The organism is Clostridium sp. AF50-3, from assembly GCF_003477445.1.
Taxonomy (GTDB): Bacteria; Bacillota; Clostridia; order Lachnospirales; family Lachnospiraceae; genus Otoolea; species Otoolea fessa.
Window position 1 is genome coordinate 115975 of record NZ_QUDH01000005.1, and the last position, 18293, is coordinate 134267.

At 48.5% G+C, this 18293-nt stretch carries 12 protein-coding genes and 1 pseudogene; all 13 read left to right on the top strand.

Translation table 11 applies throughout. The annotated features are described in order from the left end of the window. The first annotated feature begins 10 nt into the window (after positions 1 to 10). The 13 genes and pseudogenes from DW085_RS07595 (at position 11) to DW085_RS07655 (ending at position 18291) form a co-directional block, all read left to right on the top strand. Entirely contained in the window at positions 11 to 1249 is a 1239-nt protein-coding gene (locus DW085_RS07595) for a U32 family peptidase (protein ID WP_107001590.1), read from the top strand. 34 nt (positions 1250 to 1283) lie between these two features. Continuing rightward, the gene (locus tag DW085_RS07600) at positions 1284 to 2096 is read left to right on the top strand and encodes a YdcF family protein (RefSeq protein WP_107001589.1); all 813 of its coding nucleotides are present in this window, start codon (positions 1284 to 1286) and stop codon (positions 2094 to 2096) included. Between the two features lie 114 nt (positions 2097 to 2210). Next, positions 2211 to 5128: pseudogene (locus tag DW085_RS07605) on the top strand (insulinase family protein). 26 nt (positions 5129 to 5154) lie between these two features. Continuing rightward, entirely contained in the window at positions 5155 to 6072 is a 918-nt protein-coding gene (era, locus tag DW085_RS07610) for a GTPase Era (RefSeq protein WP_022359739.1), read from the top strand. Between the two features lie 20 nt (positions 6073 to 6092). Next, positions 6093 to 6740: a DNA repair protein RecO gene (recO, locus tag DW085_RS07615; protein WP_022359740.1), complete on the top strand. Its 648-nt coding sequence runs from the start codon at positions 6093 to 6095 to the stop codon at positions 6738 to 6740. A gap of 30 nt (positions 6741 to 6770) precedes the next feature. Further along, the gene (locus tag DW085_RS07620) at positions 6771 to 7349 is read left to right on the top strand and encodes an acyltransferase family protein (RefSeq protein ID WP_118492086.1); all 579 of its coding nucleotides are present in this window, start codon (positions 6771 to 6773) and stop codon (positions 7347 to 7349) included. Positions 7350 to 7435: 86 nt separating this feature from the next. Further along, complete coding sequence (locus DW085_RS07625; RefSeq protein ID WP_118492087.1) at positions 7436 to 7795, top strand: hypothetical protein; 360 nt, start codon at positions 7436 to 7438, stop codon at positions 7793 to 7795. Positions 7796 to 7950: 155 nt separating this feature from the next. Then, positions 7951 to 8610 carry a hypothetical protein gene (locus DW085_RS07630; protein ID WP_107001586.1) on the top strand — a complete coding sequence of 220 codons (660 nt, stop codon included), beginning with the start codon at positions 7951 to 7953 and terminating at the stop codon, positions 8608 to 8610. A gap of 95 nt (positions 8611 to 8705) precedes the next feature. Then, positions 8706 to 10094 (top strand): glycine--tRNA ligase, encoded by a 1389-nt coding sequence (locus tag DW085_RS07635; protein WP_107001585.1) that lies wholly within the window; start codon positions 8706 to 8708, stop codon positions 10092 to 10094. Between the two features lie 334 nt (positions 10095 to 10428). Next, entirely contained in the window at positions 10429 to 13062 is a 2634-nt protein-coding gene (gene ppdK / locus DW085_RS07640; RefSeq protein ID WP_118492089.1) for a pyruvate, phosphate dikinase, read from the top strand. Between the two features lie 394 nt (positions 13063 to 13456). After that, positions 13457 to 14272: an ABC transporter substrate-binding protein gene (locus tag DW085_RS07645; RefSeq protein WP_118492182.1), complete on the top strand. Its 816-nt coding sequence runs from the start codon at positions 13457 to 13459 to the stop codon at positions 14270 to 14272. Then, complete coding sequence (locus DW085_RS07650; RefSeq protein WP_118492090.1) at positions 14256 to 16463, top strand: ATP-binding protein; 2208 nt, start codon at positions 14256 to 14258, stop codon at positions 16461 to 16463. Before DW085_RS07645 ends, DW085_RS07650 begins: the two co-directional genes overlap by 17 nt. Further along, positions 16441 to 18291: an ABC transporter substrate-binding protein gene (locus DW085_RS07655; protein ID WP_118492092.1), complete on the top strand. Its 1851-nt coding sequence runs from the start codon at positions 16441 to 16443 to the stop codon at positions 18289 to 18291. The genes DW085_RS07650 and DW085_RS07655 overlap by 23 nt, the downstream gene beginning before the upstream one ends. Positions 18292 to 18293: the final 2 nt, after the last annotated feature.

Below are 18293 nucleotides of genomic sequence, written 5' to 3' on the forward strand. Positions count from 1 at the left end.
AAGGAAAAACATGAGAAAACTGGAACTTTTAATCCCGGCGGGCAGCCTGGACGTCCTCAAGACGGCGGTCCTTTACGGAGCCGATGCGGTCTATCTGGGCGGCGAGGCGTTTGGTCTGCGGGCAAAGGCGAAGAATTTTACGAACGAAGAGATCAAAGAGGGCATTGCGTTCGCCCATGAGCGCGGCGTCAAAGTATATATTACAGCAAATATTTTTGCACATAATGATGATTTAGCCGGTGTGGAAGAATATTTCACAGAACTGAAAGAAATCAAGCCGGATGCGCTGATTATTTCCGATCCGGGTGTTTTTGAGATTGCCAGACGCATTCTCCCGGAGATGGAGATCCATATCAGCACACAGGCAAATAATACAAACTACGGGACGTTCCTTTTCTGGTATAAACAGGGCGCGAAGCGCGTGGTAACGGCACGGGAGCTGTCCTTGAAGGAGATTCGCGAGATCCGCGAACATATTCCGGAGGATATGGAGATCGAGAGCTTCATCCACGGAGCGATGTGCATTTCCTATTCAGGACGATGTCTTCTCAGCAATTTTCTGACGGGGCGCGACGCGAACCAGGGCGCCTGTACTCATCCGTGCCGCTGGAAATATGCGGTGGCGGAGGAGACAAGACCGGGCGAGTGGATGCCGGTCTATGAAAATGAGCGCGGCAGCTATATTTTCAACTCCCGCGACCTGTGCATGATTGAGCACATTCCGGAGATGGTCGAAGCAGGAATCGACAGCTTCAAGATCGAGGGACGCATGAAGACAGCACTCTATGTGGCAACCGTGGCGAGAACCTACCGAATCGCAATCGACGATTATCTGGAAAGCCCGGAAAAATACCAGTCCAAGATGGAGTGGTATAAGAGTGAGATCCGCAAATGTACCCACCGGGAATACATCACCGGATTTTATTTCCATAAACCGGGTACCGAGTCGCAGGTATACGGAAGCAATACTTATGTAAAACCGTACACCTATCTGGGAACGGTCGGCGCTGTGCGCGGGGATGGCCTGGTTCATCTGGAGCAGAAGAATAAATTCAGCGTGGGAGAGACGATCGAGATCATGAAGCCGGACGGACGTAACCTGCGTGTGGAAGTGAAAGGCATCTTTACTGAGGATGGAACCGCGCAGGAGAGCGCACCGCACCCGAAGCAGCAGCTCTGGGTAGACTTAGGCGGTATAGCGGAGCCGCAGGATATCCTGCGGCGTGAGGACGAAGCGCTGGATTTGTAAAGGTGCGGCTGGATGGACATCAGGAGGATGACAGATGGTTTGGTTTTTAGGAGGAACGGCGGTCCTGTGCCTGTTATATTATATCATAATTGTTATTTATTCAGGTGTTTCGACTTCGTTTGCCTTGATCTGGCCCTGCTTGGCGATTTTTTTGGGACTTCTGGCGGCTGGATGGTGGTTTGGCAGCCAGCATGAGGGCAGAATTCCCGTGTGGATCGGCGTTTCCGTCGGGACAGTATGTGCGGCGGGATTTCTGATTCTGGTGATCACGGAGGTTTTGATCGGCTGGAGCGCCATTACGGCGACGGGACAGCCGGCGGACTATGTGATCGTGCTGGGAGCACGTGTGCGCGGCACCAAGATCAGCAATTCCCTAAAGCAGCGTCTGGATCGGGCGATCGAGTATTCGGAGGAATATCCGAACACGGTTCTGGTGCTTTCCGGCGGAAAAGGTCCGGGCGAGGAGATCAGCGAGGCGCGGGCGATGTACGAATATTTACAGTACAACGGGATTCCGGAGGATAAGCTGCTGATTGAAGACCAGTCCTCCGACACGGTGCAGAACATCGAGTTCAGCCGGACGGTGATCGACCGGCAGGAATACAACAAGGCGCAGGCGGCGCGGGCACACCTGATGGAGTTTTACCGTGAGCGCCCGGACGGCGATACCATCCGGATCGGGATTCTGACGAGCAATTACCATGTGTTCCGGGCGGAGGCGATCGCGCGCAGACAGGAGATCGAGCCGGTCGGCGTGGCAGCTGCGTGCGACCCGGTGCTGGCGGTGCACCTGTGGCTGCGGGAGGCATTTGCCGTACTAAAAGACAAATTTATGGGAAGACTGTAAAAAAAGAAGAAAAAAGGTGCGATTCAACGTTACTGTTCACGTATACGTGAACAGTAACGATTCAACAGATGTCTGTATGCGCTGTGGAATCGTTTCAGAGAAAGGAAAGACAGCATGACAGTAAAAGATTTGAAGAGTTATCAGATCCTGAACGAAAAACATGTAAAAGAGCTGAATTCCGAGGGGATTCTTCTGGAACATAAGAAGACGGGAGCGAGAGTGTTCCTACTCTCGAATGACGATGAGAATAAGGTGTTCTGCATCGGATTCCGCACCCCGCCATCTGACAGCACGGGTGTGCCGCATATCATGGAGCACAGCGTCCTGTGCGGTTCGGCGAAATTTCCAGTCAAGGATCCGTTTGTAGAGCTGGTGAAGGGCTCCTTAAATACCTTCTTAAACGCGATGACCTACCCGGATAAGACGGTATACCCGGTTGCAAGCTGCAACGACAAAGATTTCCAGAACCTGATGGACGTCTATATGGACGCGGTTCTGCATCCGAATATCTATAAAGAAGAGAAGATTTTCCGCCAGGAGGGCTGGCATTACGAGATGGAGTCGGCGGACAGCCCGATCACGGTAAACGGTGTCGTTTACAATGAGATGAAGGGTGCATTTTCCTCCCCGGAGGGCGTGCTTGACCGCTACACGCAGAACACGCTTTACCCGGATACCTGCTATACGCATGAGTCCGGCGGCGCCCCGGAGGTTATCCCGGAGCTGACCTATGAGGATTTCCTGAATTTCCACCGCAAATTCTACCATCCGTCCAACAGCTTTATCTATCTGTACGGAAATATGGATATGGCAGAGAAGCTGGACTGGCTGGATCGTGAGTATTTAAGCCACTATGACCGTCAGCCGGTGGATTCTGAAATTCACTACCAGAAGCCGTTTGACGCTCCGAAGGACCGTGAGATCTTCTATCCGATCACTGAGGATGAGCCGGAGGATCACGCAACCTATCTGTCGGTTAATACGGTGGTGGGCGACGATCTTGACCCGATTCTCTACATGGCATTTCAGATCCTGGAGTATGTGCTTTTGGATGCGCCGGGCGCCGTTTTAAAGAAAGAACTCATCAGCGCTGGGATTGGCCAGGATATCCTGGGAAGCTATGAAAATGGTATTTTACAGCCATATTTTTCTGTCATTGCGAAAAATGCGGATGGCAGCCAGAAAGAGGCGTTTTTAAAGACTGTCAAGGCAACGCTTAAGAAGCTGGCAGATGATGGCATCAACCAGAAGAGCCTGATGGCGGGCATCAACTACTATGAATTCCGCAGCCGTGAGGCAGATTTCGGCAACGCGCCGAAAGGATTGATGTACGGCTTGCAGTGCTTAGATAGCTGGCTGTACGGCGGCGATCCGCTGATGCACCTGGAATATGAGGAGACATTTGCATTCCTCAAAAAAGCAGCAAAGGAAGGATATTTTGAAGAACTGATCCGCAAATATCTCTTAGATAACCCGTTTGAGGCGGTGATCACGGTCAGCCCGAAGCGGGGACTGACGGCGATCGAGGATGAGAAGCTGCGTGAAAAGCTGGAAGTATATAAGAAGAGCCTGGGCGCGGAGGAGATTCAGGCGATCGTGGATGGCACAAAAGAGCTGAAAGAGTATCAGGACACCCCGTCCCCGAAGGAAGATTTAGAGAAGATTCCGCTGTTGAAACGCTCAGATATCCGCAAAGAGGCGGAGAAATTTATCCTGACCGAGCGCGAGATTGGCGGAACCAAGGTGCTGGCACATGAGCTCTTTACCTCAGGCATCGGTTATCTGCGCGTGATGTTTTGTACCGACCATGTACCGTCCAGGGATCTGCCGTATGTGGGACTTTTGAAAGCAGTGCTTGGATTTGTCGATACGACGAAACACACATACAGCGATTTGTCGGATGAGATCAACTTAAATACCGGCGGTATCACGCTCAGCGTCAGCTCCTATGCGGACAGCCGGAAACAGGGCGCGTTTACCGGTATTTTTACCGCGAGTGCCCGGGTGCTGTGCGAGAAGCTGGACTTCGGATTTTCAGCGATCGCGGAGATTCTGCTTGATTCAATCCTTGATGATGAGAAACGTCTCGGCGAGATTGTGGCGGAGACGAAATCGAAGAGCCAGATGCGTTTAAATCAGGCGGCACATTCAGCGGCAGTGATGAGAGCCAGCTCCTATTTTTCGGCAGATCGGCATTTGACGACTGCACGGGCGGAATCGGCTTCTACCAGTTCCTTGAAGAGACGGCAAAGCACTTTGAGGAGAAAAAGGGCGAGGTGATCGCGAAATTAAAAGAGACGGCGGCACGCCTGTTTACGAAAGAAAATATGCTGATAAGCTACACGTCAGCAGCCGACGATCAGGCAGGGCTTGAAGTAGCACTTCCGCTCTTAAAAGAACGTCTTCCACAGGGCGATGGAACCGTTTATCCGTTTGAGTGGAAAAAAGAGAATTTAAACGAGGGCTTCATGACCTCCTCCCAGGTCAATTATCTGGCGCGCTGCGGCAATTTCGTGGAGAAAGGGCTGGCATACAAGGGCACGCTGCGGACGCTGAAAGTCATTCTCGGATATGATTATCTGTGGATCAATGTCCGTGTCAAGGGCGGCGCTTACGGCGTCATGAATGGAGCCGGACGGTTTGGCGACAGCTATTTCGTTTCCTACCGCGATCCGAACCTGCGCGAGACGAATGAGGTTTACGAGGGCATCGTGCCGTATCTGGAGCAGTTTGAGGCAGACGAGCGTGATATGACGAAATTCGTGATTGGAACCATCAGCGACCTTGATGCGCCGCTTCTGCCGCCGTACAAAGGCATTCGCGCCGACGCGGCCTGGTTTACCGGCGTGACGGATGCGATGATCCAGAAAGAGAGAGACGAGATCCTGGCAGTTACCCCAGAGGATATCCGGGAGCTGGCGCCGATTATCAGGGCAGTGCTCAGTGAGCAGAGCATCTGTGCGATTGGAAATGCAGAAAAAGTCAAGGCAAATCAGGATCTGTTTAAGACGGTGAAGAATCTGTTTAACTAAATAAAATGTAAGTGAAAGGAAACAAGATGGCAAATACAGATACAAAAGAGTTTAAATCTGGTTTTGTGACCCTGATCGGGCGTCCGAATGTCGGCAAATCCACGCTGATGAACCACCTGATCGGACAGAAGATCGCGATCACATCTGAGAAGCCGCAGACGACCCGGAACCGTATCCAGACGGTTTACACAGACGAGCGCGGACAGATCATTTTTCTGGACACACCGGGTATCCACAAGGCGAAAAACAAGCTGGGCGAGTACATGGTCAATGTCGCAGAGAATACGTTAAAAGAGGTTGACGTGATTCTTTGGCTGGTAGAGCCGACCACTTTCATCGGGGCAGGCGAGCGCCACATTGCAGAGCAGCTTTCGAAGATCAAGACGCCGGTCATTCTGGTTATCAATAAAATTGATACGGTCAAATCGAAGGAAGAGATTCTGACCTTTATCGCGGCATATAAGGATATTTTGAATTTTGCGGAGATTATCCCGGTTTCGGCTCTCAAAGAGATGAATATCGAAGATGTCAAGAGCAGTATTTTTAAATACCTCCCGGCAGGTCCGCAGTTTTACGATGAGGATACCGTCACCGACCAGCCGATGCGCCAGATCGCAGCGGAGCTGATCCGCGAGAAAGCGCTTCGGATGCTGGACGACGAGATCCCGCACGGCATTGCAGTTGTCATCGACCAGATGAAAGAGCGTCCAAACGGCATCATCGACGTGGATGCAACGATCGTGTGCGAGCGCGATTCCCACAAGGGCATCATCATCGGAAAAGGCGGATCGATGTTAAAACGTATCGGAACCGCTGCCCGGATGGAAATTGAAAATCTGATGGACACGAAGGTCAACCTGAAACTCTGGGTTAAAGTGCGCCGGGAGTGGAGAGACAGCGATATGTATATGAAGAATTACGGATATAACCCGAAAGAAATTTAAGTGAGGGAAGGAAGGGCTGCATGCGAGATTTGATACAGACAACCGGAATGGTGCTTTATGCAGCCCCGGTCGGTGAATTTGATAAACGTCTGATTCTCCTGACGGGAGACCGCGGAAAAATCACGGCATTTGCCCGCGGGGCGAAGCGCACTGGAAGTTTGCTGCGTGCGGCAAGCCGGCCTTTCGCATTTGGAACCTTCACACTTTCTGAGACGCGGGATGCCTACAATCTTTATGGCGCGGAGATCGAAAACTATTTCGAAGGACTTGAACAGGACGTTGAGTGCGCCTGCTACGCCTCCTATTTTGCTGAATTCGCCGAATATTTCGGAAGAGAAGGTCTGGAGGCAAGAGAAATGTTGCGATTACTCTACCAGTCCTTCCGCGCCCTCCTAAAACCTGCACTCCCCAACAAACTTGTACAGCGCATCTTCGAGTTAAAAATTATGGTCATCAACGGCGAATATACCGAAGATCCACCCCTGCGCGCCGGAGACTCCGCACGCTACGCCTGGCAGTACGTCATCTACGCGCCGATCGAGAAGTTGTATACATTTCTTCTGAAAGAAGATGCATTTGCACAATTTGCGGCGAATGTGGAGCGGAATAAGAGGGCGTATGTAGATAAAAGTTTTCACTCATTGGAGATATTGCAGACGATTACATAACATACAACTATCCAGGGAGGAGCTGTTTATATGCCAGAAGCCAAATTCCACCAGAAAATCGCCTGGTTCAATTTCATCTGCTGCCTCATGGTCATCTGGACGCATTCTGGCAACGCGGATCTGTTTTTCCCGGAACTGGGGCAGGACGCACCGTGGTGGCATTTCCAGTACCCGGTCATGCAGGAAATTCTGCGGGTGGACATCCCATGCTTTATCATGTTGTCTGCCTACCTGTTCTACCGGAACTTCACGATGAAGCGGCTGGGAGAAAAATTAAATAAACGTCTGCATTCGCTTCTGGTTCCGTACCTGCTCTGGAATACTATCTACTACGTGGCGTATGTGGCGGCGAGCCGGATTCCGGGACTGCAGACGATCGCCAACCGGACGGATCTGGTGATCACGACGTCCGGGGCATGGCAGGCGATCACCAAGTATACCTTCAATCCGGTGTTCTGGTTCATGTATCAGATCATTCTGCTGGTGCTGCTGGCACCGGTGCTGTATCTGTTTCTGAAAAATATCTGGACCGGCGCGGCATTTCTGCTGGTGCTGCTTGTGGCACTTTTCAAGGGGGTGGCGCTGCCGGAGCTGAATCTGGACGCCTGATTTATTATTCCTTTGCCGCCTATGCGGCGCTGCACGGGAGAAAATGGGCGGAGGCGGTATGGTCGTGGAAGCGGGCGGCACTGGGGGTGTGCCTGCTGGCAGTGGGAATCGTGCTCAGCAGGAGCTATTATACCCACTATTTTGTGCCGGGAATCGTTCTCTACCAGCTTCTGGCAGTCATCGGTATCTGGATGATGGTAAACGAGCGCTGGCTGGGAGAAGTCAGACCGTTTATGACCTGCACCTTTTTTATCTATGCGACGCACTTTGTGGTGGTCCGTTTCCTCAATAAGGCGGCGGCGCTGCTATTTCCGGGCAGCCAGCTGGTTTCGATGTTTATGTATGTGTGTATGCCGCTGCTTGCAGTGACACTCTGTTATCAGGCGGCGCGCGTGTTGCGGAGGTACCGTCCGGATATCTGGAAGACCCTGAATGGGGGACGCTGACAAAAAGCAGGATTTACGGTTGAAAGGCAGGTATCTCTGGAAACGGAAGTGCGAGTATGCGTTTTTTCAGGTCCAAGTCTTGAAAATACATAGAAAAGCAGGTATACTATAAAAACTTGGTTGTAGGAGCATTTTTGCGCTTGGGAGGAAGAGCAATGAAAAAAAGAGGATTTCTTCTGGCAGCGTGTACCGTGGGTGTGATGCTGTCCGGCTGTGGCTCACGGGAAACCGCCTTTTCCCCTTCGGAGAGCTGCGTATATGTGGCAAAAGACGGGGCGCTGTCGAGTGCTCTGGTGGAGCAGACCGGCGGTATTTCGGTCGATGAGAATGAATTAAAGCAGTATTTAGAGACGGCAGTGATTCATTTTAATGAAGAAAAAGGCGCCGGGGCGCTGGCACAGAACCAGAAAAATGCCGAGAGACTGCCGGCAGCATTGAAAAGTGTGAAGGCGGGAAAAGACACGGTGACTGCGATCTTTGATTATGCTTCCTTTGAAGATCTGAAAGCATTCGGAGAGACGAATGACAATGAGGACACCAGCAACTCCCTGACGGCGCTGGAGGCAAAGCCGCTTTCGGAGGCGATTGCCGATGGATGGTTTTCCGAGGGTGAGCTGGTAAAAGCGGATGGAAGCGAAGCCGGAACGGATACGGTTCAGAATGAAAAGAGCGGCATGGCAGTCCGGAGCGAGGGCGGTGCGACGCTGATGGTCGGCGGAAAAGTGCTTTACCGCAGTTCGAATACCGAGTTAAAAGACGATTCAACCGTCAGTCTGCCGGAAACAGGCACGGCTTATGTGATTTTTAAAAGATAAAAAACAGAATGATTGTTAAATTCGTCCATCTGCCAGATATCGAAAGAAGAGGCGGGGACGGGTACAATGATAAATGAATCAGGAGGACAAGACAAATGGAAAAGACGATGGACAAAATCGTGGCGCTCGCAAAATCAAGAGGATTTGTATATCCGGGTTCTGAGATTTACGGCGGCCTTGCCAATACATGGGACTACGGCAATCTGGGCGTAGAACTGAAAAACAATGTAAAACGTGCATGGTGGCAGAAGTTTATTCAGGAAAGCCCGTACAACGTAGGTGTAGACTGTGCGATTCTCATGAACTCCCAGACATGGGTGGCATCCGGACATCTGGGCGGCTTCTCTGACCCGCTGATGGACTGCAAGAGCTGTAAAGAGCGTTTCCGTGCAGATAAGCTCATCGAGGACTATATGGCAGAGCACAACATCGAGATCGAGGGTTCTGTAGACGGCTGGTCCCAGGAGCAGATGAAACAGTACATTGATGACAATAACATCTGCTGTCCGAGCTGCGGCAAGCATGATTTCACCGACATTCGTCAGTTTAACCTGATGTTCAAGACTTTCCAGGGAGTTACCGAGGATGCAAAAAACACCGTATATCTGCGTCCGGAGACTGCACAGGGTATCTTTGTAAACTTCAAGAACGTACAGAGAACCTCCCGCAAGAAGATCCCGTTTGGTATCGGTCAGATCGGTAAATCTTTCCGTAACGAGATCACACCGGGTAACTTTACTTTCCGTACCAGAGAGTTCGAGCAGATGGAGCTGGAGTTCTTCTGTGAACCGGGAACCGACCTTGAGTGGTTTGCATACTGGAAACAGCACTGCATCGACTGGCTGCAGACACTTGGCATCAAGCCGGATGAGATGCGCGCGCGCGACCATTCTCCGGAAGAGCTGTGCTTCTACAGCAAGGCGACGACCGATCTGGAATTTCTGTTCCCGTTCGGATGGGGCGAGCTGTGGGGTATCGCAGACCGTACCGATTACGATCTGACCCAGCATCAGAACACCTCCGGTCAGGATATGACCTACTTTGACGATGAGAAGAAGGAGAAATACATCCCGTATGTGATTGAGCCGTCACTGGGTGCTGACCGTGTAACCCTGGCATTCCTGTGTGCTGCATACGATGAGGAAGAGATCGGAGAGGGCGATGTGAGAACCGTTCTTCACTTCCATCCGGCGATTGCACCGGTTAAGATCGGTGTGCTTCCGCTGTCCAAGAAGCTTAACGAGGGAGCAGAGAAGATCTACGCAGAGCTTTCCAAGTACTACAACTGCGAGTTCGACGACAGAGGAAACATTGGTAAGCGTTACCGCCGTCAGGATGAGATCGGTACTCCGTTCTGCATCACTTACGACTTCGAGTCGGAGACCGACCAGGCTGTTACCGTCCGTGACCGTGATACCATGGAGCAGGTACGTGTGCCGATCGCCGAGTTAAAGAACTACTTTGAGGATAAGTTCCGTTTCTAATCTTTAAATAAACAAAAAAGCAGAAACCATATTCCAGAAAACAGGAGATGGTTTCTGCTTTTTGTGTTAGAGAGGGCTTGTGACATTTTTGGCATTTTGCAAAGAACGAAATTTATTTTGGGGCAGATTAGGCACTGTTCTGGATAGTCATCTCATTTAATATTCGCGAAAATTACAAAAAAATATATATTGATCGAAAAAAAGTTGGAAAGAATTCAAAAAAACTCTTTACTAGACCGCAGTTTATGTTATAATATTCACGATGGCTTTTATCTTTCACATAAATACAAATATGTGAATGTAAAACATAAACGAGTATAGGAGGAAAATACTTATGGCAAAATGGGTTTATATGTTTAGCGAGGGCGACATGACCATGCGTAACCTGCTGGGAGGAAAGGGAGCGAACCTGGCGGAGATGACAAGCATCGGTCTGCCGGTTCCACAGGGATTTACAATCACAACTGAGGCTTGTACCCAGTATTACGAAGATGGTCGCAAGATTAACGACGAGATCATGGCACAGACCATGGAAGGCGTTAAGAAGATGGAAGAGCTCAATGGAAAGAAATTTGGCGATCTGAAGAACCCACTGTTAGTATCGGTTCGTTCCGGTGCGAGAGCATCCATGCCAGGTATGATGGATACCATCTTAAACCTTGGTTTAAATGACGAGGTAGTTGCAGCGATGATCGCAGGCAACCCGGACCCGAAATTTGAGCGATTTGTATATGACTCCTACAGACGTTTCATCCAGATGTTCTCGGATGTCGTTATGGAAGTTGGTAAGAAATACTTCGAGCAGCTCATCGACAAGATGAAAGAAGAAAAGGGTGTTCAGTACGATATCGAACTGACTGCTGCTGACTTAAAGACTCTGGCTGAGCAGTTCAAGGCTGAGTACAAAAAACAGTTAGGTGAGGACTTCCCGTCTGACCCGGTTGTTCAGTTAAAATTAGCAATCGAAGCTGTATTCCGTTCCTGGGACAACCCACGTGCGAACGTATACAGAAGAGATAATGATATTCCGTATTCCTGGGGTACTGCAGTAAACGTAATGCCGATGGTATTCGGTAACTTAAACGATGAGTCCGGTACAGGTGTTGCATTTACCCGTGACCCGGCAACCGGCGAGAAGAAGCTGATGGGCGAGTTCTTAAAGAACGCACAGGGCGAGGACGTAGTTGCTGGTGTTCGTACTCCGATGCCGATCGCTCAGATGGAGCAGGAGTTCCCGGAAGCATATGCAGATTTCATCAAGGTTTGCGATGTGCTTGAGAACCACTACCATGATATGCAGGATATGGAGTTTACTGTAGAGAACCGTAAACTTTATATGTTACAGTGCCGTAACGGTAAGAGAACTGCTCAGGCAGCTCTGCAGATCGCTTGCGACCTGGTAGATGAAGGCCATAAGACAGAGGAAGAAGCAGTCGCTATGATCGACCCGCGTAACCTCGATACACTGCTGCATCCGCAGTTTGACGCTGCTGCATTAAAGGCAGCTACTCCGCTTGGAAAAGGCTTAGGTGCTTCTCCGGGTGCTGCTTGCGGTAAAGTTGTATTCACTGCAGAGGATGCTGAGAAATGGGCTGAAAAGGGCGAGAAGGTTGTCTTAGTTCGTCTTGAGACCTCTCCGGAAGACATTACCGGTATGAAGGTTGCTCAGGGTATCTTAACCGTTCGTGGTGGTATGACCTCTCACGCAGCCGTAGTTGCCCGTGGTATGGGTACCTGCTGTGTATCCGGATGCGGCGACATCGCTATGGATGAAGAAAATAAGAAATTCACATTAGCTGGTAAAGAGTTCAATGAGGGAGACTTCATCTCCATTGATGGTACAACCGGTAATATTTACGAGGGCGAGATCAAGACCGTAGACGCTACCATCGCTGGTACATTCGGCCGCGTTATGGCATGGGCTGACAAGTTCAGAAGACTGAAAGTTCGTACCAACGCTGATACACCGGCAGATGCGAAGAAAGCTAGAGAGCTTGGCGCAGAAGGTATCGGTCTTTGCCGTACCGAGCATATGTTCTTCGAGGAAGACAGAATCGCTGCTTTCCGTGAGATGATCTGTGCTGACACTGTAGAAGAGAGAGAAGCAGCTCTGGATAAGATCCTTCCGTATCAGCAGGGCGACTTCGAAGGTCTGTTCGAGGCTCTGGAGGGCAACCCGGTTACGATCCGTTTCCTGGATCCGCCGCTGCATGAGTTCGTTCCGACTGAGGAAGAGGACATCAAGAAACTGGCTGACGCTCAGGGCAAACCGGTTGAGACTATCAAGAACATCATCGCTTCCCTGCATGAGTTCAACCCGATGATGGGTCACCGTGGACTTCGTCTGGCAGTTACCTATCCGGAGATCGCAGTTATGCAGACCAAGGCAGTTATCCGTGCAGCTATCAACGTACAGAAAGCTCACGCTGACTGGTCCGTAAAACCGGAGATTATGATTCCGCTCGCTTGCGATGCGAAAGAGTTAAAATATGTAAAAGATATCGTTGTGAAGACCGCTGACGAGGAGATCGCAGCAGCAGGCGTTGATCTGAAGTACGAAGTAGGTACCATGATCGAGATCCCGCGTGCAGCTCTGACCGCTGACGACATCGCAAAAGAGGCTGAATTCTTCTGCTTCGGTACAAACGACTTAACTCAGATGACCTACGGCTTCTCCCGTGATGATGCAGGCAAGTTCCTGAATGCTTACTATGATAAGAAGATCTTCGAGAGCGATCCATTTGCAAAACTGGATCAGACTGGCGTAGGCAAGCTGATGGAGATGGCGATTAAGTTAGGTAAAGCAGAGCGCCCGACTCTTCATGTAGGTATCTGCGGTGAGCACGGCGGCGATCCGTCTTCCGTAGAGTTCTGCCATAAGATTGGTCTGGACTATGTATCCTGCTCACCGTTCCGTGTGCCGATCGCTCGTCTGGCTGCTGCTCAGGCTGCAATCGCTGAGAAATAATCATTTAAGGAAAACCTTGAATAAAATAAATGAGTAGATAAGGACTCCCTTACGAAAGTAAGGGGGTTCTTTTGTATAAATAACCTGCGGCTGTTTATGAAAAAATGGAGTTACCGTTCACGCATGTGTGGACAGTAACAAAATGGATGATGGAAACTTTTTGTGGACATGGTATATTTTGAATGCTATAATAAAAAGTGTAAGAATATAAGGTAAGAGTTAAGTGGGTATTATGGATAAAGTTCCTGTAAATTTTTTACATGGAGCTTTTTTTGATCATATAGGAAATTAAGTCTTATATGCGGGGGCACCTAAGCGCGGACCACTGAATCGTAATAAATGGCCGGAAATCAGATGTGAAGAAATAGAAAAGAATAACAGGGATGGAATGAAAATGAAAGGAAAAAGAGTGATCGCAGGTATGCTGCTTGTTGGAATCTTAGCAGTTACCCTGTCAGGGTGCAAAAACACAGATGAGAATAAAAAAGAAACGGAAAAACCCGTCATCACCCTCGGAAGCGACAGCTATCCACCATACACTTATCTGAATGAGGATGGTGTGCCGACAGGAATTGATGTAGAACTGGCTACAGAAGCGTTCAGAAGAATGGGCTATCAGGTGGACGTTGTCCAGATCAACTGGGAGAAGAAAAAAGAACTGTTGGAGAGCGGGGAGATCGATTGCATCATGGGCTGTTTTTCCATGGAAGGGCGCCTTGACGAGTACCGCTGGGCCGGACCGTATATAGCAAGCCGTCAGGTGGTTGCTGTAAATGAGAGCAGTGATATCTATAAACTGAGTGACCTGGAGGGAAAGAATCTGGCTGTTCAGTCCACAACCAAACCGGAAGGTATTTTTCTGAACCGGACGGATGAGAGAATCCCAAAGCTGGGCAATCTGATCAGTCTGGGACACAGGGAGCTGATCTATACATTTCTGGGAAAAGGATACGTAGATGCAGTTGCCGCACATGAGGAATCGATTGTCCAGTATATGAAGGATTATGACACAAGCTTTCGTATTCTGGAAGAACCGCTGATGATTACCGATATAGGGGTTGCCTTTGCAAAAGAGGATGACCGGGGAATCTGTGAGCAGATGGATCAGACCCTGGAGGAAATGCGTCGGGATGGAACATCCCTGAAAATCATTGAAAAATATCTGGATGATCCGGGAAGGTATCTGGAGGTGGATGAACTTGGATATTAAGGGAAGGACAAAGAAAAAGCAGATAGAAATAGTTGGTATTTTGCTTGGAATCTGTGTGGCGGTAGTTTCCCTGACTTATTTCTTTCATGCGGAAAAAGCGGAAGCAGAAGAAAGAATGGTAGAGATTGTAAACTATGTGAAAGTGCAGTGTTCCACCTACACCCATTATAATGAATCTTCGGAATCCAAAAGCCTTCTCCGTGCCATTGAAAGTGCCAGACAGATGAGTACCAATATTAACATGGAAACAGAAAACGGTGGTCAGTTAAGCCGGGAGTTTCTAAAAGATAATCTGCAGACTCTCTGGGTGGATGGCATCCTTGTACTGGATGCAGAGGGAAAGACGGTCTGTGAGTATAGCACAAAAGAGTCTCTGACGGATGAGATTACGGAGTATCTGCAAAAAGAAATTATCATGGATTTTACAGGATATGAAGAAAGAAGCTATTCGGAACGGCTTGCCAGGGAAGACGGGTCCCGGATCGACATTGCAGCCTGCGCCAGAAAAGACGCACCGGGTATTGTGGCAATTTACTATTACACATCTCCTGAATTTACCAGAAACTATACTTTGACGATACAGGGGCTTTTAAATGGATATAGTGTCCAGAAAGATGGAACAATTATTGTTGCAGACGATGGGCTCGTTGTTGCCAGTAACGATGAGAGCCTGTTGGGGCAGAATACGGCCGACAATGAGGTTATTCAGGCAATGAAAAAGCACACAGACAGCCAGCATATTTTTCATTTGAAGAATGAAGGAACCGGATGCTACGGAATCATGCTGAAGCAGCGGGATTATTATATTTATGCATATCTTCTGGATGAGGAAGTGTTTCATAACCTTCCATTAAGTGTGGCTGGTGTCATTTTTCTATATTCTTTGATAGTTGGTATATTTTGGTCCTGTATCTTCAGAACCAATCTGGAACATGAGAAACAAGAGCGGGAAAAGGATGAAAAATATAAATCAGAACTTCTGATAGCTGCCAAAAAGGCGGAAGCCGCCAATAGGGCGAAGACGGAATTTCTCCAAAGGATGAGCCATGATATCCGGACTCCGATTAATGGAATCTGCGGTTTACTCAATATGGCAGATCATTGTGCAGATGATATGGAGAAACAGACAGAATACAGAACAAAGGTGAAAGAGGCATCCAATCTGTTGCTGGAGCTGGTAAACGATGTCCTGGATATGAGTAAGCTGGAGGCGGGTGAAGTGATTCTGGAAGAAATTCCATTTGATCTAAGCCGTATTTCCCGGGAAGTACTTGTTGTGATCGAGCAGATGGCTGCAGACCAGAATATCCGGATTGTGTGGGAGAAGAAAGAAATCACACATCGAAAGCTTATTGGAAGTCCAGGACATGTGAAACGTGTGATGATGAATATTCTGTCGAATGCGGTGAAATATAACAGAAAAAACGGATATATCTATATTAGCTGCCGGGAGATTCCATCCGAACAGCCAGAGATGACGACGATAGAATTTGTCTGCCGGGATACCGGAATCGGAATGGCAGAAGAGTTTCAGAAACATATTTTTGAACCGTTTGTACAGGAACACGCAGGAAGCCGCACAAAATTTGCGGGAACTGGTCTGGGAATGTCGATTGCAAAGAAGCTGGTTGAGAAAATGGGTGGAACCATTACCTTTGAAAGTGAAGATGGTGTAGGGACTACCTTTGTGATCCAGGTTCCATTTAAAATAGATCTGAATTCGGATAAATGGGAAGAACAGAAAGATGTATCAGATGGAAAATCTATAAAGGGACTGCATATTCTTCTGACAGAAGATAATGAGCTGAACATGGAAATTGCTGAATTTATGCTTCAGAATGAAGGTGCTGTCGTGACCAAGGCATGGAATGGGCAGGAAGCTGTGGATCAATTCAAAAAAAGTGAGTTAGGTGAATTTGATGCGATCCTCATGGATATCATGATGCCGGTCACGAATGGTTATGAAGCAACGAAGATGATCCGGTCTCTGGAGAGAGAGGATGCTAAGACGATACCGATCATTGCAATGACAGCAAATGCGTTCACGGAGGACAGAATAAGAGCAAAAGAAGCGGGAATGGATGAACATATTTCTAAGCCTGTTGATGCAAAATTACTGGTAAAGGTAATTTATGAACTAGCGGAACACAGTTTTAGGGGGATTCGTAATGAAAAAGGAAAAAAGAAATAAGTTACTTGCTGTATTCCTGGTGATGGTAATGGCCATATTACTTTTATCAGGCTGCGGCGGGAAAAGAGCGGAAAAAGAAGATGCAGAAACCATCACGGTGTATTTATGGAGCACAAACCTGTATGAAAAATATGCACCCTATATTCAGGAACAGCTTCCGGATATTAACATTGAATTTGTAGTAGGAAATAATGATCTGGATTTTTATAAGTTTCTTGATGAAAATGGAGGATTGCCGGATATTATAACCTGTTGTCGTTTTTCACTGCATGATGCAAGTTCGCTGAAAGACAGCCTGATGGATCTTTCCACAACCAATGCGGCAGGTGCTGTCTATGATACATATCTAAACAATTTTAGGAACGAGGATGGCAGCATAAACTGGCTTCCGGTGTGTGCGGATGCCCATGGCTTTGTAGTGAACAAAGATCTTTTTGAAAAATATGATATCCCGTTGCCAACAGACTATGAAAGCTTTGTCTCTGCCTGCGAGGCATTTGATAAGGTGGGAATCCGAGGGTTTACCGCAGACTATTATTATGACTATACCTGTATGGAGACACTGCAGGGCCTGTCGGCGTCAGAACTTTCTTCTGCCGACGGACGCAGATGGCGCACCACCTACAGTGACCCGGATCATACAGTGAAAGAAGGTCTGGACAATACCGTCTGGCCGGCGGCTTTTGAACGGATGGAGCGGTTTATCCGGGATACAGGATTGAACCGGGATGATTTGGATTTGAACTATGATAATGTGGTTGAGTTGTTCAAAAGTGGTAAGCTTGCCATGTACTTTGGAAGCTCTTCCGGTGTAAAAATGTTTCAGGATCAGGGCATTCACACAACATTTCTGCCATTCTTTCAAGAGAATGGAGAAAAATGGCTGATGACGACACCCTATTTTCAAGTGGCTTTAAACCGTGATCTGGCACAGGATGAAACACGACGGAAGAAAGCCATGAAGGTATTGGATACAATGCTTTCAGAGGATGCTCAGAACCAGATCCTTTATGATGGTCAGGATCTCTTAAGCTACAGCCAGAATGTGGATATCCATCTTACAGAATATCTGAAAGATGTGAAACCTGTGATCGAAGAAAATCACATGTATATCCGTATTGCGTCAAATGACTTCTTCTCTATTTCCAAGGATGTAGTATCTAAGATGATCGCAGGAGAATACGATGCAGGGCAGGCTTATCAGTCCTTTAACACCCAGCTTCTGAATGAGCAGACTATCTCCGAGGGTATCCTGCTGGATTCACAGAAATTCTATTCCAATCGTTTCCATACCAGTGGAGGTAATGCAGCCTATTCGGTTATGGCAAACACTCTGCGCGGTGTCTACGGGACGGATGTGCTGATCGCCACCGGAAACAGCTTTACCGGAAACGTGCTGAAAGCCGGGTATACGAAAAAAATGGCGGGCAGCATGATCATGCCAAATGGTCTTTTGGCTTACAGCAGTAAGATGAGTGGGGCAGAGCTGAAAGAGACTGTCAGAAATTTTGTGGAAGGCTATGAGGGAGGCTTTATTCCCTTTAACCGCGGTTCTCTACCTGTAGTCAGCGGTATTTCTGTGGAGATCAGGGAAACGGATGATGGTTATACATTGAGCAAAGTTATGAAGGATGGAAAGAAAGTTCAAGACAATGATATGTTCACGGTAACCTGCCTGACGATACCTAAACACATGGAGAATTATCCGGTAGAGGATAATATTGTGTTTGATAGGGGAGATACTTCTGTGAAGGATACCTGGATAGGATATATTTCAGATGGTGATGCCGTTCTTGCAGAGCCTGAAGACTATGTGGCTCTGAGGTGAGA

Bases quoted from the DNA above. Each gene is read 5' to 3' on its own strand.
- DW085_RS07635 (WP_107001585.1), top strand. From the start codon at position 8,706: ATGGAAAAGACGATGGACAAAATCGTGGCGCTCGCAAAATCAAGAGGA.
- DW085_RS07620 (WP_118492086.1), top strand. From the start codon at position 6,771: ATGCCAGAAGCCAAATTCCACCAGAAAATCGCCTGGTTCAATTTCATC.
- era (WP_022359739.1), top strand. From the start codon at position 5,155: ATGGCAAATACAGATACAAAAGAGTTTAAATCTGGTTTTGTGACCCTG.
- DW085_RS07630 (WP_107001586.1), top strand. From the start codon at position 7,951: ATGAAAAAAAGAGGATTTCTTCTGGCAGCGTGTACCGTGGGTGTGATG.
- DW085_RS07655 (WP_118492092.1), top strand. From the start codon at position 16,441: ATGAAAAAGGAAAAAAGAAATAAGTTACTTGCTGTATTCCTGGTGATG.
- DW085_RS07600 (WP_107001589.1), top strand. From the start codon at position 1,284: ATGGTTTGGTTTTTAGGAGGAACGGCGGTCCTGTGCCTGTTATATTAT.
- recO (WP_022359740.1), top strand. From the start codon at position 6,093: ATGCGAGATTTGATACAGACAACCGGAATGGTGCTTTATGCAGCCCCG.
- ppdK (WP_118492089.1), top strand. From the start codon at position 10,429: ATGGCAAAATGGGTTTATATGTTTAGCGAGGGCGACATGACCATGCGT.
- DW085_RS07650 (WP_118492090.1), top strand. From the start codon at position 14,256: ATGAACTTGGATATTAAGGGAAGGACAAAGAAAAAGCAGATAGAAATA.
- DW085_RS07595 (WP_107001590.1), top strand. From the start codon at position 11: ATGAGAAAACTGGAACTTTTAATCCCGGCGGGCAGCCTGGACGTCCTC.
- DW085_RS07645 (WP_118492182.1), top strand. From the start codon at position 13,457: ATGAAAGGAAAAAGAGTGATCGCAGGTATGCTGCTTGTTGGAATCTTA.